Source organism: Burkholderia sp. 22PA0099, from assembly GCF_047497165.1.
Taxonomy (GTDB): domain Bacteria; phylum Pseudomonadota; class Gammaproteobacteria; order Burkholderiales; family Burkholderiaceae; genus Burkholderia.
Genome location: NZ_CP163164.1, coordinates 389,532 through 411,123, shown reverse-complemented (window position 1 = coordinate 411,123; position 21,592 = coordinate 389,532). Strand labels below are relative to the sequence as shown.

Annotated in this window: 18 protein-coding genes; 6 read left to right on the top strand and 12 right to left on the bottom strand. The window is 65.6% G+C overall.

All coding sequences use genetic code 11. The annotated features are described in order from the left end of the window. The first annotated feature begins 135 nt into the window (after window positions 1-135). From antA to AB4851_RS01825, 4 genes are all read left to right on the top strand, one after another. Window positions 136-1,512 (top strand): anthranilate 1,2-dioxygenase large subunit, encoded by a 1,377-nt coding sequence (gene antA / locus AB4851_RS01840; RefSeq protein WP_414449215.1) that lies wholly within the window; start codon window positions 136-138, stop codon window positions 1,510-1,512. A 3-nt stretch (window positions 1,513-1,515) separates the two neighbouring features. After that, window positions 1,516-2,019, top strand: a complete 504-nt coding sequence (gene antB / locus AB4851_RS01835) for an anthranilate 1,2-dioxygenase small subunit (protein WP_414448188.1) — start codon at window positions 1,516-1,518, stop codon at window positions 2,017-2,019. Between the two features lie 15 nt (window positions 2,020-2,034). After that, window positions 2,035-3,075 (top strand): anthranilate 1,2-dioxygenase electron transfer component AntC, encoded by a 1,041-nt coding sequence (gene antC, locus AB4851_RS01830; protein ID WP_414448187.1) that lies wholly within the window; start codon window positions 2,035-2,037, stop codon window positions 3,073-3,075. A 79-nt stretch (window positions 3,076-3,154) separates the two neighbouring features. Next, window positions 3,155-4,147, top strand: coding sequence for an AraC family transcriptional regulator (locus AB4851_RS01825; protein ID WP_414448186.1), 993 nt, complete (start codon window positions 3,155-3,157; stop codon window positions 4,145-4,147). A gap of 48 nt (window positions 4,148-4,195) precedes the next feature. Here the strand turns inward: AB4851_RS01825 and AB4851_RS01820 are convergent, their stop codons facing one another. The 11 genes from AB4851_RS01820 to AB4851_RS01770 all read right to left on the bottom strand — a co-directional run bounded on the left by AB4851_RS01820 (window position 4,196) and on the right by AB4851_RS01770 (window position 18,664). After that, window positions 4,196-5,131, bottom strand: a complete 936-nt coding sequence (locus AB4851_RS01820; RefSeq protein ID WP_414448185.1) for a diiron oxygenase — start codon at window positions 5,129-5,131, stop codon at window positions 4,196-4,198. A gap of 69 nt (window positions 5,132-5,200) precedes the next feature. Continuing rightward, window positions 5,201-6,523 (bottom strand): MFS transporter, encoded by a 1,323-nt coding sequence (locus AB4851_RS01815; protein ID WP_414448184.1) that lies wholly within the window; start codon window positions 6,521-6,523, stop codon window positions 5,201-5,203. Next, window positions 6,520-7,773 (bottom strand): GNAT family N-acetyltransferase, encoded by a 1,254-nt coding sequence (locus AB4851_RS01810; protein WP_414448183.1) that lies wholly within the window; start codon window positions 7,771-7,773, stop codon window positions 6,520-6,522. Before AB4851_RS01810 ends, AB4851_RS01815 begins: the two co-directional genes overlap by 4 nt. Then, the gene (locus tag AB4851_RS01805) at window positions 7,770-8,984 is read right to left on the bottom strand and encodes an ATP-grasp domain-containing protein (RefSeq protein WP_414448182.1); all 1,215 of its coding nucleotides are present in this window, start codon (window positions 8,982-8,984) and stop codon (window positions 7,770-7,772) included. The genes AB4851_RS01810 and AB4851_RS01805 overlap by 4 nt, the downstream gene beginning before the upstream one ends. 63 nt (window positions 8,985-9,047) lie before the next feature. Then, window positions 9,048-10,538, bottom strand: a complete 1,491-nt coding sequence (locus AB4851_RS01800) for a GNAT family N-acetyltransferase (protein ID WP_414449214.1) — start codon at window positions 10,536-10,538, stop codon at window positions 9,048-9,050. 48 nt (window positions 10,539-10,586) lie between these two features. Next, window positions 10,587-11,333 carry a TauD/TfdA family dioxygenase gene (locus AB4851_RS01795; protein WP_414448181.1) on the bottom strand — a complete coding sequence of 249 codons (747 nt, stop codon included), beginning with the start codon at window positions 11,331-11,333 and terminating at the stop codon, window positions 10,587-10,589. Window positions 11,334-11,350: 17 nt separating this feature from the next. Next, a complete protein-coding gene (locus tag AB4851_RS01790) occupies window positions 11,351-12,238 on the bottom strand; it encodes a branched-chain amino acid aminotransferase (RefSeq protein ID WP_414448180.1) in 888 nt (295 codons plus the stop codon). Next, the gene (locus AB4851_RS01785; protein ID WP_414448179.1) at window positions 12,235-13,299 is read right to left on the bottom strand and encodes an Ldh family oxidoreductase; all 1,065 of its coding nucleotides are present in this window, start codon (window positions 13,297-13,299) and stop codon (window positions 12,235-12,237) included. Before AB4851_RS01785 ends, AB4851_RS01790 begins: the two co-directional genes overlap by 4 nt. Further along, on the bottom strand, window positions 13,277-14,620 hold the full coding sequence (locus AB4851_RS01780) for a KamA family radical SAM protein (protein WP_414448178.1): 1,344 nt from the start codon (window positions 14,618-14,620) through the stop codon (window positions 13,277-13,279). Before AB4851_RS01780 ends, AB4851_RS01785 begins: the two co-directional genes overlap by 23 nt. A 526-nt stretch (window positions 14,621-15,146) precedes the next feature. Continuing rightward, on the bottom strand, window positions 15,147-17,339 hold the full coding sequence (locus tag AB4851_RS01775) for a S46 family peptidase (protein WP_414448177.1): 2,193 nt from the start codon (window positions 17,337-17,339) through the stop codon (window positions 15,147-15,149). Between the two features lie 104 nt (window positions 17,340-17,443). Further along, the gene (locus AB4851_RS01770) at window positions 17,444-18,664 is read right to left on the bottom strand and encodes an alpha-hydroxy acid oxidase (RefSeq protein ID WP_414448176.1); all 1,221 of its coding nucleotides are present in this window, start codon (window positions 18,662-18,664) and stop codon (window positions 17,444-17,446) included. 99 nt (window positions 18,665-18,763) lie between these two features. On the opposite strand from AB4851_RS01770, the gene AB4851_RS01765 reads away from it, so the two are divergent. Beyond that, complete coding sequence (locus AB4851_RS01765) at window positions 18,764-19,651, top strand: LysR family transcriptional regulator (protein WP_414448175.1); 888 nt, start codon at window positions 18,764-18,766, stop codon at window positions 19,649-19,651. Here the strand turns inward: AB4851_RS01765 and AB4851_RS01760 are convergent. Beyond that, complete coding sequence (locus tag AB4851_RS01760; protein ID WP_414448174.1) at window positions 19,645-20,775, bottom strand: FAD-dependent oxidoreductase; 1,131 nt, start codon at window positions 20,773-20,775, stop codon at window positions 19,645-19,647. The two genes, AB4851_RS01765 and AB4851_RS01760, sit on opposite strands and share 7 nt — an antisense overlap. A 164-nt stretch (window positions 20,776-20,939) precedes the next feature. On the opposite strand from AB4851_RS01760, the gene AB4851_RS01755 reads away from it, so the two are divergent. Next, window positions 20,940-21,590, top strand: a complete 651-nt coding sequence (locus tag AB4851_RS01755) for a TetR/AcrR family transcriptional regulator (RefSeq protein WP_414448173.1) — start codon at window positions 20,940-20,942, stop codon at window positions 21,588-21,590. The last annotated feature ends 2 nt before the right edge of the window (window positions 21,591-21,592 follow it).

Here is a 21,592-nt window from a genome sequence, read left to right as displayed (position 1 = left end):
CAAACTAACCGGATAGCATTCCCTCACCAAGCGGATAGCCGCAGAAAATAGTCCGGTTTCTAATGCATCTCACCCCCACCCGAATCCCGCAACCCGGCCCGAGATGCCATTGGAGATGCGATCGTGAACGCTGAAATGAACCCGGTCCGCTGGCGAAATTTCGTCAACGGCTGCATCGACTTTCGTCCGGACGACGGCATCTATCGTATTGCACGCGATATGTTCACCGAGCCGGATCTGTTCAATCTCGAGATGGAGCTGATCTTCGAGAAAAACTGGATCTACGCTTGCCATGAAAGCGAGATTTCGAAGCCCAACGATTTCATCACGATACGCGCGGGTCGCCAGCCGCTGATCGTCTCGCGCGACGGCAACGGCGCGCTGCACGCGATGATCAACGCCTGTCAGCATCGGGGCGCCACGCTCACGCGCATGAGCAAGGGCAACCAATCCACCTTCACATGCCCGTTCCATGCGTGGTGCTACAAGAGCGACGGCCGCCTCGTCAAGATCAAGGCGCCGAGCGAGTACGGTGATGATTTCGACAAGGCCGGGCGCGGCCTCAAGAAGGCGCGTATCGCGAGCTACAAGGGCTTCGTGTTCGTCAGCCTCGATGCGCAAGGCACCGATACGCTGGAAGATTATCTTGGCGACGCCCGCGTGTTCCTCGACATGATGGTGGCGCAATCGCCGACCGGAGAACTCGAAGTGCTGCCCGGCAAGTCCACCTACACGTTCGACGGCAACTGGAAGCTGCAGAACGAGAACGGTCTCGACGGCTATCACGTCAGCACCGTGCATTACAACTACGTGGCGACGGTCCAGCACCGTCAGGAAGAAAACCTCAAGAAGGGCGCCGGCAGCAGCGCGACGCTCGACTACAGCAAGCTCGGCGCGGGCGATACCGAAACCGACGATGGCTGGTTCGCATTCCGAAACGGCCACGCGCTGCTGTTCAGCGACATGCCGAATCCTGCTGTGCGCCCCGGCTATGCGAGCGTGATGCCGCGCCTCGTGAAAACGCACGGCCAGAAGAAGGCAGAGTGGATGATGCACCGCCTGCGCAACCTGAACATCTATCCGAGCCTGTTTTTCATGGATCAGATCAGCTCGCAATTGCGCATCGTGCGTCCGATCAGCTGGAACAAGACGGAGGTGATCAGCCAGTGCATCGGCGTGAAGGGTGAATCGGACCAGGATCGCGAAAATCGCATCCGGCAGTTCGAGGATTTCTTCAACGTGTCGGGCATGGGCACGCCCGACGACCTCGTGGAGTTCCGCGAGCAGCAGCGCGGGTTCCAGGCGCGCCTGGAGCGCTGGAGCGACATCTCGCGAGGCCACCGGAAGTGGGTGGCGGGCACGACGGTCAACGCCGAACTGCTCGGTATCGCGCCGGCGCTGACCGGCACCGAATTGACGCACGAAGGCTTGTACGTCAATCAGCATGGCGCCTGGCGCGACGCCCTGCTCAAGCGCCTCGACGTGATGAGCGCCGATCGTCAGGAGGCCTGAACCATGTCGAACCCGGCCATCCAGTATTCCGTCGAGCAATTCCTGTATCGCAAGTCCGAGCTGTGCGATCTGCAGCAATGGGACGATTACGTCGAGCTGTTCGACGAGAACAGCGAATTCCACGTGCCGCAATGGGATTCCGAGCACGAATACACGACCGATCCGAAGCGCGGCATGTCGCTCGTCTATTACGCCAATCGCGGTGGCCTGGAAGACCGGGTATTCCGTGTGCGTACCGGCAAGTCGGCGGCCTGCACGCCGATGCCGCGCACCATGCATCAGATCACCAATGTGCGCATTGCGCCGGCCGAAGGCGGCGCCGCCGGCGAGATCGAGGTGAAGGCGAACTGGGCGACGTTCTATGCGCGCCACGGCGTCGCGGAGCATTTCTTCGGTCGCGCGACCTACCGGCTGCGGCCCGATGGCGAGAGCTGGAAGATCATGCGCAAGCATGTGTTGCTGCTCAACGACACCATCAACGCGGTGCTCGATTTCTATCATCTGTAAACGGAGGGGCGCGCGATGAGTCATAAGGTGGCCTTCAATTTTGCCGACGGAAAGACGGTGTTCTTCGACGTGCGTCCCGACGAAATCCTGCTGGATGCCGCGCTGCGCAACGGCATCCAGATTCCGCTCGATTGCCGCGAGGGCGTGTGCGGTACCTGCCAGGGGCGCTGCGATTCGGGGCTTTATACACAGGACTACGTGGACGAGGAGGCGCTGACCGCCGACGATCTGGCGCAGCGCAAGATGCTGTCGTGCCAGACGCGCGTGCAGTCGGATGCGTCGTTCAGCTACGATTTCGATTCTGCTCTGTGCAGCGCGGCCGGCACCGAACGGTTGAGCGGGCGTGTCGTGGGGGTGCGTCAGGTGTCGGAGACAACCGCCATCCTGCAGATCGACGCCAGCGCCCATCAACGCCGGCTCGATTTTCTTCCGGGTCAATATGCACGCCTGAACGTTCCGGGCACGGATGCGTGGCGCGCCTATTCGTTCGCGCATTGCCCGAACGACACCAACCGGTTGCAGTTCCTGATCCGGCTGCTGCCCGACGGCGTGATGAGCCGGTATATCCGCGAGCGTTGCGAGGCGGGGCAGACGATCGAATTCGAGGCGCCGTTCGGGGCGTTCTACCTGCGTCATATCGAGCGGCCGATCGTGATGGTGGCCGGCGGCACCGGCTTGTCGGCGTTTCTCGGCATGCTCGACGAATTGGCCGCGAACGGTGCGGGAGGCCAGCCGGTCCGGCTCTATTACGGCGTTACGCACACGCGCGACCTGTGCGAAATCGAGCGGATCAAGGCCTATGCGGCAAGCATTCCGCAGTTTTCGTATGAAATCGTCGTCATGAAGCCGTCGCCCGAGTGGCAGGGCAAGACGGGCCTGATTCCCGAGCATCTGCCGCGTGCATCGCTGATGGCGGCGCCGTTCGACATGTATCTGTGCGGGCCGCCACCGATGGTCGAGGCGATTCGCGGCTGGCTTCACGATGCCGGCATCGTCGATGTCCGGCTCCACTTCGAGAAGTTCGTGGAAAGCGGGAGTGTGCATCAGGCAGCCTGACCGGCCCGCCGAAGCGCATTTATTTCCGGCCGCAAGTTTCGGCTACCATGCCAGGATCGGACGAACGACAGACGACGCCATGGCTCCCCCTCTCGCCATCGATGGTCACGGCATCCATGCCACGCGGCACGACTTCGAGGGCGCGCACGATTGGATGGCGCATATCTGCGGCCCGCACGGGCTGCAGGTGAGCCGTCCCAACCGTGTCCAGTTCAATCACTCGGGCACCGTGCTGCGCTCCATGGCGAGCACGCTCGGCTATGTCGAATACGGCACCGACGTGACGATTTCCGTCGAGGACGGCGCACCACTGAACTGCTACAGCATCAGCCTGCCGCTGACCGGCCAGCAGGAGCTCGCGGCGCGCGGGCGCACCTGGCTGTCGGATGCCGATCGAGGCGTGATCCTCTCGCCGCATGAAACGCAGGCGCTATCGATCGACGGCAATTGCCGGAAGATCATCATGTCGGTGCCGCGCTCGGCGTTGCGGCAGGTGCTGGAAGGCCTGTTGAAGCGGCCGTTCGCCGACGCGATCACGTTCGAGCCGGAGATGAGCGCGGCGGCAGGCGAGCCGGGCGCCTGGTGGCGCATGGTGCGCTTCCTGACCGACGAAATGGAGCGCTCGGGCGGCGTGCTCAACCATCTTCAGATGGCGGGCGACCTCGAACAGGCCTTGCTGAAGGGCCTGCTGATCGCGCAGCCGCACAACTATTCCACCGAACTTGCCGACGTGCTGCGTCCGACCGTGCCGCGTTACGTGCATCTGGCGCGCCAGTTCATCCAGGCGCACGCCCGGGAAGACGTGACGCTGGAAGACATCGAGCGGGCCGCCGGCGTGTCGCGCCAGAAACTGTTCGCCAGCTTCCGGCAGCACGTCGGGCAGGGGCCGATGGCCTGTCTGAAGCGCTATCGGCTGGAGGGCGTGCGCCGCGACCTGGTGAGCGACGGTTCGGCACGCAACGTGTCGACCGTGGCGCTCGCCTGGGGCTTCACGCACCTGGGCCGGTTCTCGGCCGAGTACAAGGCGCTGTTTGGCGAAACGCCGTCGCAGACGCTGAAGCGGCGAGGGTAGGCCGCCAAGCGGCCCGACCCCGAGCCGGCCCGCTTGGTGGGTGAGCGCTCAGGCGGCGAACTGGAAATTCAGTTCCTCCTTGATGCCCAGTTCCGTAACCAGTTTCTCCAGCCCCGAATAATCGCGCGACAGCTTCGACTTGCTGGCGTCGCGTTTGCAATCTTCGAGCATCTCCGCGTAATGCGGCACCTGCAGATGTCGCAGGATGCACTCCCATGCCGAATAGTCCTGCGCCCAGAACGCATCGAGCGCCACCGGCAGGTAGCTGCGGAACGACGCACGCTGCGCCTCGTTCAGTTCTCCGTAAAGCGGCTTGGAGATTTCGGCCAGCAGCGCGGCGTGGGCATATTCGTCGCGATTGTGCAGCGTGGTGATCAGGCTGTGGAACGGTTGGATGGTCGAATCGCGCGCCATCAGTTCCAGATAGGCGTTGATGCTGATTTCGGACACGATCGCGAACACCAGCACTTGCAGATCGCGTTCCCAGGGGTCCTGCGTCTGCGCCTGCAGGCGTTGCAGCGCGCGGTAGGTCACCGAATCCGGGAATTGGATTTCGTAGTCGATGCCGCGCATTTTCCTGGTGCGCTCGATCGCCATCATGTGCATCAGCGAATGGAAATGCTCGTCGATCAGCGAATGCTGGATCTGCTGCTGCACTTCCGGCTCGGAGCCGCACGGAAAGCGGCCGGCCACCAGCAGCGCGAACGCCGGGTTGGCCACGCGCTCTTCCGCCGCGATGGTGCGGCGGTTATAGACGATCCACGCCCAGGCCAACACGGCTTCGCGCGTCTTGTCGGATACCGAGGCAAACGTCGGGTGATCCCAGAACGGCACCATGTAGGCCGGGTAGTCGGGTGCGGTCGAATCGAGCGGGGCATTCGCCAGTTGTTCGAAGAAATCCGAGCGAACGGTGGCGCGCCGGGGCCACGCCGTGCCGAGCCGCTTGACGAAGTCGAGATTGAAAGCGTAATCGATGGTTTCCATTTTCTGTGTCCAATAGAACGATGATTCGGATAACGAAGTTGGCGGCCGAAGCAGCCGGGCCAGGGTGCGTCACGACGTCGACTTCTCGAGATTGACGGTGCCGGCCGACGCGGCGGGTGAGGGGCGCGGGTCGAGCCGGTCGACCGGCACGGCCAGGCGCGTGATCAGGCCGGCCAGCAGGAACAGGCCGATCAGGAGCGCCCAGCCCCAGGTGCCGGCCGTCAATACCACGCCGGTCATCAGGATCGGCCCGACGATGCGCTGGATCGTGTCGCCGAGGCTGAACATGGCCAGATAGCGCCCGCGGCTTCGCTCCGGCGCCATCTCGTACGACAGTTGCCAGCCGGCGACCGAATGCAGGTTCTCGCCGACCGTCAGCAGCAGCAACGCAATCGTGACCCCGACGATCACCACCGGCAGCGCGTGGCCCTCGGCGAACGCGAAGATCAGGCAGGCCGAGACCAGCAGGCCGCTGGCGATGATCCAGAGCCGCAGCGAGGCGCGCACCCCCTTGGCATAGCTGGACAGATGCACCTGCATCAACACGGTGAGCACGGTGTTCACGGCCAGCACGAGCGACGACACGGAAGCCGGCGCGTGCGCTTTCTGCACGATCCAGAGCGGGATCAGCACCAGCAGGATCGAGTCGTGAAGCGCCATCAACGATTCGCTCAACGTCACGAGCATGAAGCGGAGGTTGCGGAACGGCGATTCGGCGGCGGCCGGAGCCGGCGCTGCGGCTTGCGGCGTGACCGGCTCCGGCGCCTCCTGACGCTGCGCGGGTGCCGCCAGGCCGGCCGTGCGCGCGACGCCCGCGATGCAGCGGGCGAAGATCAGGAACGACAGGCTGTTGACCAGGAACAGCGCGGTGAAGGCGGCATGCGAATGCATGGCCTGCACCACGCTCGCCAGCAGGAAGCCGGCCGTGACGCCGACGTTGCGGATCGCCCGGATCGACGCCATCGTCCGCGTGTAGTCGTGCTGGCCTTCCACCTGCCCGACCACCACCTGCATCAGCGGTGGCGCCGCACGGTCGCACGCGGTCAGCAGGCAGGTCAGCAGCAGGTACGGAACCGGGCTGGCCACGAACGCGTAGCCCGCGTAACCGGCCGCGCGGATCACCAGCAGGACGATCATCACCGGCGCCGCGCCGAACCGGTCGGCGAGCTTGCCGATCGGCACCGGGCTCAACAGGCCGCACACGTTGGCGGCCGCCAGCGTGGTGCCGATGAACAAGGCAGGAATCCCGACGTTGGTGACGAAGAACAGCGTGGCGGCCGCCATGAACATGCCGCTGCCGATGGAATCCACCGTGGCGCCGGCCGCGATGATCCTGCCGTTGCGGGTGGCGGGCAGCACCATCGCCAGCATGCCGTGAACGCGACGCATCATGACGTTTCCTCCTGGCACAGGGTGGGGATCTCGACGGGCGCGTCGGCAAATGTCGCGCCGAGCTTGCTCAAGGCGCGTTGCTCGCTCGCACCTTGCAGGCCGACGGCGGCGTGAAGCGCATCGGCGTGGCTGCCGTGAAAGCGGAACAGGCCCCACCGCGGCTCCATTCGGCAGCCGCGGTGGCGCTTGGCCTCGTAGGCGGACAGGCCGTAGTAGATGCTTCGGATTCCTTGCGTCATCGCCCAGCGCATCGCCTCGTAATAGGCGACGGGGAAATAGCAGCTGCGGCCGTTCTCGTCGAAATGAAAGCCGCCGGTGCGGGCATACAGGCGATCGTGCGAACGCAGGTACAGCGCGAAGCCGTCGATGTGCTCGCCCTGGTGCGCGCTGATCACGACGCAATCGTCGCCGAACGTTGCGGCGATCAGGTGCAGGTCGCGGCCGATCCGCTCGGCGTCGCCGGGCAGGCCGTGCTTGATGCGCAGCGCCGCCTGAAGCGCGACCAGCTCCGGCGTGATCGCGTCGGCGCCGGTGTGCACGCGCACCTGCCAGGCGCCGGCCTCGAACTCGGCCAGCTCGCGCTGGATGTTGCGGCGGCGATTGCGGTTCAAGGTGTTCAGGTAGGCATCGAACGACGGCACCTCGGGCAGATCGAGGATGGTTTCCGCGCCGACCACCGCCGGCTGGAAGCCCTGCTCGCGGGCGGCGCTGCCGACGTCCGACAGTTCCTGCGTCGACAGATAGAGCGCGCCGCAACTGCGGCAGCCGAGGTCCGTTGCAGCCTGGCGAAGCAAGCCGGGCAGCGCGGCCAGAATCTGCGCGCGGGCCGACGGCGGCAGCCCGTCGGCGAACACGATGCCCGGATGCGCGCCGAACGTGGCCAGCGCCAGCGATGGGTATTGATCGGCGCGCAGCGCGGGCAACGCCTGGCGCAGCGACAGATACGTGGCCCGCTCGGCGTCCGACAGCCAGTCCGGCACGCCGAACGCGTTGTCGTTGCCGGTCATCTTGGGCAGGTCGTAGAACGGCAGGCCGGTTTCCGCGCTCGCCAGCAGCAGCGGCGCGAGCGCGGCCAGTTCGCCATGGCGTTCGATGCCGAGGTAGCGCACCTGATAGTCCTCGGTGTGCTCCACATAGCGCCACCACCGATGGTCGTCCCAGACGATGGCCGGGCGGCGCAGGGCAGGAAAGGTGGCGTCGGTCGGCCGCTGCTGCGCGGTCAGGATGCGGGCGGAGATGGGCGCGCTCATGACGATTCCGCCCAGGTCACGGCGGATTCCATCAATGCGCAGGAATCCGAAAGGCGCGCCAGCAGCGCCGGCTCGTCCTGCCCGGTGACCAGCCAGGTGGCGACGAAGTCGCCCGATTTGCGCGCTTCGTAGCGCTGGCCCGACCAGTCGTCGCCCAGCGTCACGAGGATCTGCAGGCTCTCGATGCCCGGCAGCGTGTCGGCCGGCAAGCCGCGTACCACGCCGTTGCGCGGCGGCAATCCGAAGTTCGCGACCAGCGGCGACGCGTCGAGCGCGGCCCGGATGCCGGCCAGATCGACCGGCAAGCCGCATGCGATGCGGCACCACAGCTCGCGCGGATCGAGCCCGAGACAGCGTTGCAGCATCGTCGGGATCGGCGTGCCCGCCACGCGGCTCGCGATTTCGCAGAACACGATGTCGCGCTCGGGCGTGATGAAGAACTCGGCGTGCGCGATCAGATCCGAGGTGGCCGGCAACGCGTCCACCACGGCCCAGCTTGCCGCCACGAGCGCCGCGTGGCGCCAATCGTCGCGCGCCAGCGTGTAGCTGCCGCTGCCGGAATCGGTCCAGTGCGCGAGGCAGCCTTCGCCGGTATAGGCGGACGGAATCGCGAAGATGCGTTCGCCGTCGATCTTCAGCAGATCGACATGAAAGAAATCGCCGGCGATAAACGCTTCGGCTTCGTAGGCGACGGTGTCCAGCGGCAGCGCCAGGCCTTCGAGATCGGACGGCTGCTCGACCAGCACGACGCCGGTGGAGCCCGATGCGCTGCGCGGTTTCAGCACCACGGTGCCGGGGCAGCGCGCCATGAATTCGACGATATCGGCCACGGTCTCGACCGGCGCGAACTGCGGCACGCGCACCGGGCTGCCGAGCAGGTGGCGCTTCATGACCACCTTGTCGCGATAGGCGCGGGCGCTGTCCGGGCTCTGGCCCGGCAGGTTCAGTTCGGCGCGCAGCAGGGCCGCGCGTTCGATGTCCACTTCGGCGAGCGCCACGATGCGGCGGATGGTGTGCCGCTGCATCAGCGAACGCGCGGCGGCCAGGACTTCGGCGTCGTCGGCGTAGTGTTCGACGCGGGCGATCTCGTGGAAGCCGGCCGCGACCTCGGCATCGTGAGGCGCGACGGCAATGAGTTCGTCAGCGCAATCGTGTAGCCATGCCGAATAATCGAGATGCGCTGTCCGGGGACTGAGGAGCAGAAGGATCATGAGGATTGAGCACCGATGTAAATGAATGACGAGGTGTCCGTTGCGCAGCCGTTCTCGCCGCGTTCAGCGGCATGTCCAGCCGAGAAAGACATGCGGGCCGATATCGGGCATCTCGTACGGCGGCCCGTATTGCCGGAATCCCTCGCGCAGATAGAAGCCTTCGGCGGTCGTGCGGGCGTTGCACCACACGAACGCGCCGTCGTTGCACGCCACGAAGGTGAGGATCTGCCGCAGCAACGCCGCGCCGATGCCCGTGCCGCGCTTCTCGGGGTGGCTGGCCATGCCGCGCAGCCGCCAGGCCTGGCCGGGCGGCAACGGGCGCGGCACGCGTTCCTCGGGGGGCAATTCGCGGTAGAGGGAGGCGATGCCGACCAGTTGGCCGCCGTCGAACGCACCGAAATGCAGGACATGAGGATCGTCGTCTTCCGGATAGCGGCAGGCCTCGATCGGCTGTTGCGGCCGCAGGACGCGATGCCGCAACGGCAGCACCTGCTCGCCCGAAATGGTTCGGACAACGTAAGCCGGGCTGTCATCGTCCGGCACGAAGCCGCTGCCGGTGCGGGCCGGCAGCGCGAGCCGGCCCGCTTCGTCCAGCGCGACCGACGTGCCGCTGTCGACGGCCAGCAACGCGATGCTGTCGATATCGAGGTAGTCGACCAGCGCGCCCAGATGGGCCGTGACGGCCACGCCCGCCGACGATTCGGGCATGCAGCCGAGCATGGTGCGCAAGCCCCTGGCCTTGGCCTGCTGCAACAGGCGCAGCCCGGGCGTGAGGCCGCCGGCCTTCATCAGCTTGAGGTTGACGCCGTGAAAGGCGCGCGTGCACGCATCCAGGTCGTCGCCGTTGACGAAGCTCTCGTCCGCGTAGACCGGAATGGGCGAGCGTTGCCTGAACGCCTCGGCCGCCGACCAGGCGTCGCGCGCGAACGGCTGTTCGATGGCCACCACGCCGTGGCGTTGCAGGCTCGGCAGGGCGGCGATCGTGTCGTCGAAGTTCCAGCCGCAATTGCCGTCCACCAGGAACGGTGCATCCGTGGCGGCGCGCAGCGCGGCGAGCGTATCGAGGTCGAGCGGGCTGGCCAGCTTGATCTTGTAGGCGGACCAGCCCGGCCGCTCGCGCAGCTTGTCGAGCATCACGGCCGGCGTGTCGAGGCCGATGCTGTAGGTCGAGCCGGTTCCCGAGGGGTCCTGAACGTTCAGCGCGCGCCAGAGCGGCAACCCCAGCAGGCGCGCGCGCAGGTCGTGCAGCGCGCAATCGAGCGCGGCGAGCACGAACGGCGAGCCGGCAAGCTGCTGCGCAAGGCGTTCCCATGCCTGCTCCGGATGCAGCGGATCGAGCTGCGCGAGCAGCGGCGCGACGCCGCGCAACGCGCCGCTCATGGCGTCGAGCGACGAGTTGTAGCTGTCGGTCATGAAGGCCGACGCTTCACCGTATCCGGTATGGCCGCCCTGGCTCAGTTCGACAATCAACGCATCCTGAACGGGAATGGCTTCGCGCGCACAGCGCCAGAGGTGCTTGTCGACCAGTCGAATTTGACGAACGCACAGCTTCATCACGATGTGAATCTCCAGTAATGCCGAGCGAAGGGGGCGACGCCGGCCTCAGTTGATCCAGTAGCGCGTCAGATGGCGCACCGGATCGGTGTACTGACTGCGTGCGTGCATCAATCGCCGGTTATCCCAGATCAGCACGCTGCCTTCGGGAATCAGCACCGAAATCATGTTGTCGAGAAAGAACGCCTCGCCTTGCAGGGCGATCCGCGCCAACGGGCCGGCGTCGTCGGCGGCGCTTGCCGCCGCCATGTCGGACTCCGAAGGGTTGACGTCGCCGAAGCGGAACAGGTTGTAGCTGAACCGGAACACCGGCTCGCCGTTCTCTTCACGCATCATCGGCGCGTCGTGCCGCTTGCGCTGCGTGCTGCCCGGCTCGGTGGTCGCGCTGAACGCGATCGGATGCGTTCTCGCCCACTGTTGCAGTTCGGGGCTCAACGACTTGAAAAAGGCGAACCCGTCCGACAGCAAGGTCTGGCCGCCGCCGCACGCCGCCTGCCGGTGGCAGTGCAGCGCCAGGTATTTCGGCGGCGGATCGTAGACGGGCGCTTCGGTATGCGGCCCGATGCCGTTCTTGCTTTGCGAGTAGGGCAGCGCGTCGAAGCCGGGCTTGTACGTGACTTCGTAGGTTTCCCGGCCGTTGAACTGCGGGATGAACACCCCGAAACGGCGCAGCGTGCCGGGCACGTCGTCGCCCAGCAATTCGGGTTCGAGCACGGTCCACCCCTGCTCGCGCAAGGCGTCCTGATGCTGGAGCAGCATCGTCTCGGTTGCGTCAAACGTGTCGCGATGGTTCATGGCTGATCTCGTCGGTATCAGGATGGGTTGCGCACGGCCGCGCTGTAGGCCTCGATCAGCGTCTGGCAGATTTTTCCGGGCACGAAATCGTGCGCATCGATCCGGCGCACCGGCGTGACTTCGGCGGCCGTGCCGGTAATGAAGCATTCCTCGAACGCGCCGAGCTCCTCGGGCAGGATGGTCCGCTCGATCACCTCGTAGTCGAGCGCGCGGGCCAGCGCGATCACGGTTTGCCGCGTGATGCCGTTCAGGAAGCAATCGGCCACCGGGGTGTGGATCCGGTTGCCTTGCGTGAAGAACACATTGGCGCTGGTGGCCTCGGCCACATGGCCTCGCCAGTCGAGCATCAACGCATCGTGAAAGCCGTTTTCCTCGGCCTGGTGCTTGGAGAGCGTGGCGATCATGTAGTGGCCCGACGCCTTCGCTTCGTAAGGACTGCTCGCGGGCGGCGGCCGCCGCCAGGCCGCGGTCTGCATCGTGATGCCGGCCATGCGCGCGGCCGGGTCGAAATAGCTCGGCCATTGCCAGCAGGCGATCGCCATCTTGATGCTGTTCTTGCGGGCCGAGGTCGAGATCATCTCGCTGCCGCGCCATGCCACCGGCCGCACGTAACCGTCCGCGATGCCGTTGCGTTGCAGCAGCTCGGCCGTCACGGTTTCGATCTGTTCCCGGGAGTAGGGAATCGCGAAATCCATCAACTCGGCCGAGCGGAACAGGCGGTCGGTGTGCGCGCGCAGCTTGAACACGCGCCCGTCATACACGCGCTCGCCTTCGTAGACGCAGCTCGCGTAGTGCAGGCCATGATTGAGGACGTGGATGTTCGCGGATTTCCATTCGACGAACTCGCCGTTCAGCCAGATCCAGCCGTCGCGAAGATCGAATGGCAAAGCTTGGGTCGTGCTCATGCTTCCTCCGTCAAATGCAGCAGTTCGTTCAGTTCGGGCAAGTTCAGGTGCTTCGCTTCGCGCAGCAGCACCTCGGTTTCTTCGTCCGATGCGGGAATCCCGTCGCTCAGGCGCGTGGCGCGGATGCGTTCCTGCGGATCGCCGGCCACCAGCACCTGCTGGCCGTCGCGGGCCGGGGTGGCGCGCACGGCGTCCATCAGGCGGGCGACTTCGCTCTGGAAGCGGGCCGGTTCGATGAAGGCGCCCACATCGATGGCGATCATGAAATGGCCGATCTGGCGGCCCGTGTCGAAGCGGCCGGTGTCGAGGTGTTCGAGTTCGTGGTCGAGCGGCATGCCCGACAGCACGCAGCTCAGGATCTGCACCATCATCGCGAGCCCCTGGCCCTTGTAGCCGCCCAGCGGCGCGAGCGACACGACTTCGTCGGGGCTTTCGGTGTAGTCGCCGTGCTGGTCGAGCACCCACCCGAGCGGCAGCCGGATGCCGTTCTTTCGGTAGTGCTTGATTTGCGAATAGGAGATCTGGCTGGTGGCCATATCCAGCACGAAGTTCCGGCCTTCGCCCGCCGGCGCCGCAAAGCACACCGGATTGGTGCCGAACATCGGCCGCTTGCCGTTGAACGGCGCCATGCGGGCCGCGGCGCTGGTGGTGACGAGCGCCGCCATGCCGCGCGCCGCGATTTCGCGGCCATAGACGGCCGCCGCGCCGAAGTGATTGGAGTTGCCCACGGCCACCGCGCCGATGCCGTGCTCGGCCGCCAGATCGGCCGCGAGCCGTGCCGCGTGCGTGCCCGCCACGGTGCCGAGCGCGCGGTCGGCGTCGAGCGTGGCGATGCCGCCGCGCCGGCGCAGCACCTTGAACTCGGGCGCGGCGTTGCTGCGGCCTTCGTCGAGTTCGCGCAGGTAGAGCGGCAGCAGCCGCAAGCCGTGCGTATCCACGCCCGTCAGCGAGGTTTCGATCAACGCATGCGCGAACCATTGCGCATGCTCGGCAGACACGCCGCGGCGCAGCGCGGCCTGGACGCAAATGCTGCGCGCCTTATCGGATTTCAGGTAGTTCACGGGTGGACTCGCGGTGAGGGGGCCGGGGATGGAGCGTGTCGCGTTGCGCGGCGGGCACGATGCGATGAACCGCATGAGCCGGGTGCCGCGCAGGTTTGTGCTCCGCTTGCAGTTCTTTCTCGAAGAAGAAATTCGCCTCGCCGAAGGCCGGCACGAGATCGTCGAGCCAGGTCGCGTGCTCGTCGAACCTGGCGAAGAACGGGCGGCGCACCCAATCGGGGTTTCGCGCCTGCAGGAACTGCAGCGCGAAGACTTTCTCGCCGGCGATGGTGGTGATGCCGTCCACCATCACCTTGCCGGGGAACGCGCTCATCGACGGGCCGCGCACCGTGCGCGACAGCCCCGACACGCGTTGATAGGCCGACTGGAAAATTTCGTAGGCCTTCGCCAGCGGCACCTCGAAGTAGTGGCTCGGCCCGGTATCGCGCTCCACGAACATGTAGTACGGAATCGCGCCCAGGCGCGTGCCGGTGGTCCACAGCTCGACCCAGTCGTCGGGGTTCTCGTTGATGTTGCGGATCAGCGGCGCCTGCATGCGCAGCGTCGCCCCGGAGCCGGTAATGCGCTTGACCGCCTGCTGCGCGATGGGCGAGCGCAGTTCGGCCGGGTGGTTGTAATGGCCCATGATCGCGAGGTTCTTGCCCGACGCCACCACCTTTTCGAACAGGCGCAGCAGGTCGTCCGCATCCTTGTCGGTGACGAAGCGGTGCGGCCAGTACGACACGGATTTGGTGCCGATTCGAATGTTGCGAATGTGTTCCAGCTCCGGGATCAGCAGCGGCTCGATATAGCTCGCGAGCGAGCGCGTGTTCATGACCAGCGGATCGCCGCCCGTCACCAGCACATCGGTGACTTCCGGGTGACGGCGCAGGTAGGTGACCAGTTCGTCGGTTTCCCGGGCATTGAATTTGAATTCCTCCATGCCGACGAACTGCGCCCAGCGAAAGCAGAACGTGCAATAGGCATGACAGGTTTGCCCGGCGCTCGGGAAGAACAGCACGGTTTCCTTGTATTTGTGCTGGATGCCGTGCAGCGGCACGCCGTCGAGCGTCGGCACGTTGTGCGTCATCTGCCCGGCCGGATGCGGATTCATGCGGCGGCGCACGGCCTCGACGCGCGCCTTGAGCGCATCGCCGTTGCCGCTGTCGATCAGGTCGCTCAAGGATGCGTATTCTTCCCCGGACAACATGTCGGGATGCGGAAAGATCATCCGGAACATCGGGTCGTCGGGAATTTTTTCCCAATCGATCAAATCGCGTAATACATATTCGTTGGTGCGGAATGGCAGCACTTGCGAAACCACGCGGAGTGCATCCTGCATTTCGTGCGGCAATCGCTTCCAATAGGAAGACTCGCGAAACAGCTTCGCGGTATATGCCTTGAACTTTTCAGGCTCCAATTTATTTCTCCATCAGCATTAATGTGTTGTTCGCACCGGTAGCTGGATGAGTCGAAAACGTGGTTCTGCGATAAACCGCTGGCGAGCCACGGCAATGACGCAAATTAAAAAGACAACAGTTCTCCCTTCGCTCGATTTCGCGAAAAAAACGACTGGTCCGAATTAGAGTTATCTGATGCCGGCTATTTAGTAAATGAAGCTAAACAAGATAAAGAAAAGTCTTGCGCACAACAAGGCACGCCCCTGCTGATGCAGGATTGCGTGCTGGTCGATGAATCGCGTCAGAATCTTTCTTTCTTTATTTGTTTTGTTATGGGGCTGCTTTCGTCTTGCCAATTAAGATTGAATTGGATTCAAACATGGTACCTTTGTTTTTGCCGAGAATGCTCAAGAATTGAATGTGGTTTCATTTCGTGACATTTAATCGAAACTAACGGCGCGGTAATGTTCAATTCGGTAAAACGACGCTCATTTCCCGCAACAGCGAATCGGCATGATCGAGGTGATGCATCACCCACAGCATGTAGCGGATGTCGACGTGAATCGCGCGAGTGGCGGCCGGGTCCAGCAGCCAGCCCGAACTGACGCCTTCCCAGGCGCTGTCGAATACCAGCCCCACCAGCTTGCCGTCGCGGTCGAGCGTGGGCGAGCCCGAGTTGCCTCCGGCGATGTCGACATCGGAGAGGAAATCCACCGGGAGTGGGTTCGCGTCGGGGCCGGCCAGGCCGTCGAACGCATGCGCACGGATGGCGGCGAGTTCGGCGGCCGGGGCATTGAACGGCTCGATCCCGGTGGTTTTCTGCACGATGCCGTCGGTGGTGGTGAATGGCGCGTAGTCGACCGCGTCGCGTGGCCGGTAGCCGCGCACCACGCCGAAGCTCACGCGCAGCGAGGCGTTGGCGTCGTGGTAAGCCGGCAGGCCGTGTGCATCGCCGTACGCCGTCAGTGCCTTCATGTAGCCGGCGCGCGCGGTGGCGTCGTCGCTGTCTGCGGCCTGTTCCGCATGTTCGACGGCGATCAGGTCCGGCATCAGCGCACGCATCAGCACGATCCAGCTGTCGTGGCTTGCCGCGAGTTGATCGGGGGTGGCCGACATCGCCGCGATGCGGCTTGATTCGTCAGTCAGCGTGCTGCCGGCGTATAGCACCTCCACCTTGCCCGCCAGCGCGGCGGCGTCGCTCGCGCCGTCGAGCCAGCGATCGAGCGCGGGCAGATGCTGATCGGCCGGCAGCGTCACATAGCGTTGCAGCACGTAGGCCAGCAATTGCCGATCGACGGCCGGATCGTAGCGGCGGTCGATGCTCCGCTGTTGATCGAGCAGGTTCGCCTCGTCGCGCTGCCGGAAGCCGTCCTCGCGTTCGGTGTCGGGTTTTTGCCGTTCCGCCGCCAGCCGCACGATCCGATACGACGCCTGATAGAGCTGCGTCTGTTGCAGCAGGTAGAGCATCAGATGCCGCTCGCGATAGGCGCGGTGCGCCTGGACGAGCCGTGTCAGCGCATCGACCTTGGCTTGCAGTGCCGGGCCGTCGAGCCGGCCGCCGGCCGGTTGCTGCGCAAGCCAGTGGCGCAGGTCGGTTTCCTGCGCGCGACGTATCGCAAGCGCGTCGCCGCGAATCAGCTCGTCGCGCGCGCCCCGATAGAACTTGATCGAATTGTCGAAGCGCGCGACCTGGTGCGCGTACGCCACCGCGACGGCCGGCCTGCGCTGCCCGGCGTCGTCGACGATGCGGTTCATGTCGCCGAGCGTGCGGATCAGCGCGGGGTATTGCCAATCGATCGCATCGCCGAGTTCTTCGGGCAGCCGGTGGCGATCCGTGCGCTTCGGATAGCCGGCGGTCATCACGAAATCGCCGGCCTTCACGCCTTGCGGGTTCAGCGTCAGCCAGTGCTTCGGGCGATACGGCACGTTGTCCTTGGCATAGGTCGCGCTGCTGCCGTCGCGGCCCACGTAGGCGCGCAGGAAACTGAAATCGCCGGTGTGGCGCGGCCACATCCAGTTGTCGACTTCGCCGCCGAACTTGCCGATCGATTGGGGCGGTGCGTACACGAGCCGCACGTCGCGCAATTCCCTTTGGCGTACCAACTGATAGTCGTAGCCGCCGCTGAAGGTTTGCACGACGCACTGATAGCCGGGCGTGGTGCAGTCGCGTTCGAGCCGATCCTTCTCGTTGCGGATCGCGACATAACGCCGATAGCCGTCGCTGCCGGGCGGTACCGCGGCTTCGATGCGGTCGGTCACGTCGGTCACCTGCTCGGTGACGTAAACATGCTGCGCGGGTGCGGCCGCCAATTCGTCGGCCTGCGTGCGGGCCAGAAAGCCGCGCTCGATCAGGTTGCGTTGCGGCGTGGAGTTGTATTGCAGCGCGCCGTAGCCGCAGTGATGGTTGGTGACGATCAGGCCGTCGGGCGAGACGAACGAGGCCGTGCAGGCGCCGAGCCAGACCACGGCATCGAGCGGCCACGCTTGCAGCGAGGCGAGTTGCCGGGGATCGAGCGCGAGCCCGCGCTGCTTCAATTGCGGCGCGAGCGACGGCAATTGAGCAGCTTGCCACATGCCTTCATCGGCGCGCGACACGGTGGCGGCCAGCATCGACAGGGCGACGAACAGGGAGCCGTGCGCGCACGACGGCTTGAAACGCATCTTGAGCCCCGTATCGATACCGGCTGGGTGGCGTGGGGCCCGGCCGGCCCGCACGCGCGGTTGCCGGGCGGCGGCGGACGAGAAAAGCGCGGAGATGAGCGCGTTCAATGGGTGCGGACGAGCAGGTCGGCGGTGACGTCGTCGCAGGTGCACGCGCCGAGCATCGCCATGTCCCGGTCGACCTCGTCACGCAGCAGGCGAATCGCGTGTGCCACGCCCGCTTCGCCGGCCACCGCCGAGGCGTAATTGAACGGCCGCCCGACGAACACGAGCCGGGCGCCGAGCGCCAGCGCCTTGAGCACGTCGGCGCCGCGACGAAACCCGCCGTCGATCATCACGGGGTAGTCGCGGCCCACGGCGCCGACCGTTTCGGCCAGGATGCGCATCGGCGACACCGCGCCATCGAGTTGCCGCCCGCCGTGATTCGACAAAATGATGCCGTCGGCGCCGGCCGCGCGCGCGGCCACCGCGTCGGCCACGCTCAGAATGCCCTTGATGACGAGTTCGCCACGCCACTCGTTGCGGATTCGCTCGAGATACCGCCAGTCGAGGTGATCGCGCGCCGAGAAATCGCGCAGCACATGCGCGGACACAATGGGCGCGCCGCGCGTGGCGAACGAGTTTTCGAAATGCGGCATGCCGTGCGCCAGCAGCGTGCGGGCGAAGGTGCCGGCCAGCCAGCGCGGCCGCACGATGCCGTCCCGGAACAAGCGCAGGCTCGGACGCAATGGCGTCGAAAATCCGGTTTTGACATGGTTCTCGCGATTCGCCGGCACGGGGATGTCGACCGTGACGACCAGCGTGCGATAGCCGGCGCGAGCCACGCGTTCGAGCAGCGGCGTGATCCGGCTCGCATCGCCGGGCAGGTAGGCCTGGAACCAGGTATCGGGCGCGGCTGCCGCCACGTCTTCGAGCGGGATCAGCGACGAGCCGCTCAGGACCGACGGGATGCCGGCCCGTTGCGCGGCCCTGGCCAGCACGATGTCGCCGCGATAGGCCGACAGCGCGTGAATGCCCATCGGCGCGATGCCGAACGGCGAGGCGTAGCGGCGGCCGAACAGCTCGACGCCCTGATTGCGGCCGGAAACGTTGCGCAGCACGCGCGTCACGAAGCCGTGCTGCTCGAACGCGATGCGATTGTCGGTGCAAGAACGATTGTCTTCCGTGCCGCCGCTGACATAGCCGAAGATCGGGCGCGGCAGCACGCGGCGCGCGGCCGCTTCGAAGTCGTGAAGATTCTGAATGCGCCGCAGAACGCGCGGAGGCCGGGCCGCGCGAGCGGGGGCAGGGCTTTCGTGATCGATGGGCGAGGCAACCGTATTCATCGCAATGCACGTTCAACAGGACTCCATGATTCTAGGTAGGCGGGGGTCCGATAAAAAGCGATAATCCGCCAACACGTTCGTTCGAAAAAAGCGAAGGAAATGGCCACCCCGACTCTCAAGCAACTGGACGCGTTCTATTGGGCCGCAACCTGCGAGAACTTCACGACCGCCGCGCAGCGGTTGCACCTGTCGGTGTCCTCACTGTCGAAGCGCATCAACGAACTGGAGCAGGTGGTGGGGGTCAGCCTGTTCGATCGCAGCGGCCATCGCGCCGTGTTGACCGGCGAGGGCGAGAAGCTGATCCCGGGCGTGCTGCGCGTGCTCGAATCGGTCGCCGCCTTGCAGAACACGATCGCGCACGACGAGGGGCTGACGGGGCGCATGCGGTTCGGTGTCGGCGAGCTGTCGGCGATGACATGGTTGCCGCGTTTTATCGCAACGGTGCAGCAACATCACCCGAAGCTCGCGATCGAACCTCATGTGGACGTGGGCGCGATCCTGGAAGAGAAGGTCGATATCGGGGAACTGGATTTCGCTGTGATCGCAGGGCGATCGTCGCGCAGCAGCGTGCTGTCGCAGCCGGTTGGCGAAGCGCAGTTCGCCTGGATGGCCGCCGAGCGTCTGGTCGGAGCGCAGCGCAAGCTGACATCCTCATTGATTTCTCAGCATGCGCTCGTGATCCTGCCGTCGGGCTCCGGCATCACGCGCATTCTCGATGATTGGTTATTGGCGCGCGGCATCAATCACGCGCGCCGGTTGCCGTGCAATAGCTGGAGCGCGGTGGCCGGCATGTTGCGCGAAGGCGTGGGCATCGGCTTCCTGCCGGTCAACTGGGCCGCCGGCCCGTGGGGCGACGAACTCGTGCCACTGGAAAGCGATCCGCCGCTGGCGCCGCTTCAATATGCGTTCCAATGGCGGCGCGGCGACGTGCGTGGCCTCATTCCGGCGATGCTGGCGCTGGTGCGGCAGCGCGTGGATTTTCACTGATCCGGTTTGCCATCCAGCAACTCGATCAAGCCGAACGGCGCGTGCTCCCCGGTGCAACGATCGAGCGTGTCGTGTGCCTGTACCGCCACGGCCTCGCTGCGCGCGAACATCGCCGTTTCGTAAGATGCCAGCGCCGCGTCGAGATCGTCAGGATGCCGGACGATCGCCGCCGCGAGTTCGGCGCCGTCGAGCATCGCCAGGTTCGCCCCGTCGCCCGACGGCGGCATCAGGTGCGCGGCGTCGCCGAGCAAGGTCACGCCGGGCACGCGCGGCCAGCGCAGGCCCACCGGCAGCGCGTGCAGCAGGCGGGGCGTCAGCTCCGAATCGGCTGCCGTGATCAGCGCGGTGAGCACCGGCGACCAGCCTTCGAATTCGGCCGCGACCGTTGCGATCGCAGCGGCTTTATCGGTGAAATCGATGGCGGCCATCCACTCGGTGCTTTTCCTCAGTTGTACGTAGGTGTGCAGCACGCCGTTCGCTTCGCGATGCGTGAACAGCCCCTTGTCGGGCACGGATGCGATCATCGCGCCGGCGCCCACCACCCGAGCCGTGGCGGCATGGTGTCGATCCACGTCGTACAGATAGGTTTCGACGATGCTTTCGCCCACGTAGGCCGGCTTCACGTCGGTCAGGCAGGCGCGCACTTTCGACCAGGCGCCGTCGGCGCCCACCAGCAACGCGGCGCGGGCCGTCGTGCCGTCCGCGAACGCGAGCTGGCGTTCGCCGCCCTGGAGGGCCGAGATGCCCGTAAGCTTCCTGCCCCAGCGCACCGTGCCGGCCGGCAGCGATGCCAGCAGCACGCGGCGCAGATCGCCGCGCAGCACTTCCGGCCGCCGGCCCTGGCCATCGTCGGGTTGATCGAGCAGCACCTTGCCCTGTGGATCGAGCACGCGCATGGCCTCTGCGCCCTTGTGCACGATCGCCCAAAACTCCGGTAGCAGGCCGGCGGCGGCCAGCGCGCGTTGCCCGTCGTGTTCGTGAATGTCGAGCTGGCCGCCTTGCGTGCGCGTATCGGCCGACGGATCGGCTTCGTAGACGGTAGCGGCGATGCCGTGCCGGTGCAGCACGCGAGCGAGGATCAGGCCGCCCAGGCCCGCCCCGATGATGGCAATCGATGAGTTCATTCGGATTCCATGACAATTCGACGCTTGCCGCGACCACGGCAATTTATCTGGAACGTCGTTCCATGATATGGTGGAACATTGTTCCAGTGGTCGTCAAGTCAATGATGAAAAAGAAAGACAGTGCCGGATCACGCCGGGAGGCCTCGCTATCGCGCGAGCGCATCGTGGAAGCATCGATCGAACTGCTCGACGCGCACGGCGAGCGCGGTTTGACGTTTCGCGTGCTGGCGGAGCGGCTGGCCACGGGGCCGGGGGCGATCTACTGGCATGTGGAGAACAAGAGCGAATTGCTGACCGCCGCGTGCGACGCGGTGGTGGCGCGCACGATCGAGGCGACGGCCGGCGCGGCCACGCCGGCCGACGTGATCCGCCAGTTGGCGCTGGCCTTGTTCGATACGTTCGACCGGCACCCGTGGGTCGGCTCGGCGCTCACCGATGCGCCGGGGCAATTGCCGACGGTGCGCATTTTCGAGCGCATCGGCCAGCAGGTGCGCGCGCTCGGCGTCGCGCCCGGTTCGCAGTGGATGGTGGCGTCGGCGCTGTTCAGCTATATCGTCGGCATCAGCGGGCAGAATGCCGCGAATGCCGAGATGGCGCGCGAGCAGGGCTTCGATCGCGTCACGCTGTTGTCCGAGATGGCGGCCGCCTGGTCGCAACTCGATTCGGATGCCTATCCGTTCGTGCGCAGCATGGCGCCAGGATTGAGCGAGCACGACGACCGGGCCGATTTCATGGCCGGCATCGATCTGATCCTCGGCGGGTTGGGTGCCGCCGCGCCGGCCACTGGCGCGGGGAAGGCGAAAGCGCGGCGCTGAAG

Coding starts and splice junctions, on each gene's coding strand:
- AB4851_RS01770 (WP_414448176.1), bottom strand. CDS start 18,664: ATGAATACGGTTGCCTCGCCCATCGATCACGAAAGCCCTGCCCCCGCT.
- antC (WP_414448187.1), top strand. CDS start 2,035: ATGAGTCATAAGGTGGCCTTCAATTTTGCCGACGGAAAGACGGTGTTC.
- AB4851_RS01795 (WP_414448181.1), bottom strand. CDS start 11,333: ATGAACCATCGCGACACGTTTGACGCAACCGAGACGATGCTGCTCCAG.
- AB4851_RS01780 (WP_414448178.1), bottom strand. CDS start 14,620: ATGCAGGATGCACTCCGCGTGGTTTCGCAAGTGCTGCCATTCCGCACC.
- AB4851_RS01805 (WP_414448182.1), bottom strand. CDS start 8,984: ATGATCCTTCTGCTCCTCAGTCCCCGGACAGCGCATCTCGATTATTCG.
- AB4851_RS01765 (WP_414448175.1), top strand. CDS start 18,764: ATGGCCACCCCGACTCTCAAGCAACTGGACGCGTTCTATTGGGCCGCA.
- AB4851_RS01760 (WP_414448174.1), bottom strand. CDS start 20,775: ATGAACTCATCGATTGCCATCATCGGGGCGGGCCTGGGCGGCCTGATC.
- AB4851_RS01810 (WP_414448183.1), bottom strand. CDS start 7,773: ATGAGCGCGCCCATCTCCGCCCGCATCCTGACCGCGCAGCAGCGGCCG.
- antB (WP_414448188.1), top strand. CDS start 1,516: ATGTCGAACCCGGCCATCCAGTATTCCGTCGAGCAATTCCTGTATCGC.
- antA (WP_414449215.1), top strand. CDS start 136: ATGAACCCGGTCCGCTGGCGAAATTTCGTCAACGGCTGCATCGACTTT.
- AB4851_RS01790 (WP_414448180.1), bottom strand. CDS start 12,238: ATGAGCACGACCCAAGCTTTGCCATTCGATCTTCGCGACGGCTGGATC.
- AB4851_RS01800 (WP_414449214.1), bottom strand. CDS start 10,538: ATGAAGCTGTGCGTTCGTCAAATTCGACTGGTCGACAAGCACCTCTGG.
- AB4851_RS01815 (WP_414448184.1), bottom strand. CDS start 6,523: ATGATGCGTCGCGTTCACGGCATGCTGGCGATGGTGCTGCCCGCCACC.
- AB4851_RS01825 (WP_414448186.1), top strand. CDS start 3,155: ATGGCTCCCCCTCTCGCCATCGATGGTCACGGCATCCATGCCACGCGG.
- AB4851_RS01775 (WP_414448177.1), bottom strand. CDS start 17,339: ATGCGTTTCAAGCCGTCGTGCGCGCACGGCTCCCTGTTCGTCGCCCTG.
- AB4851_RS01820 (WP_414448185.1), bottom strand. CDS start 5,131: ATGGAAACCATCGATTACGCTTTCAATCTCGACTTCGTCAAGCGGCTC.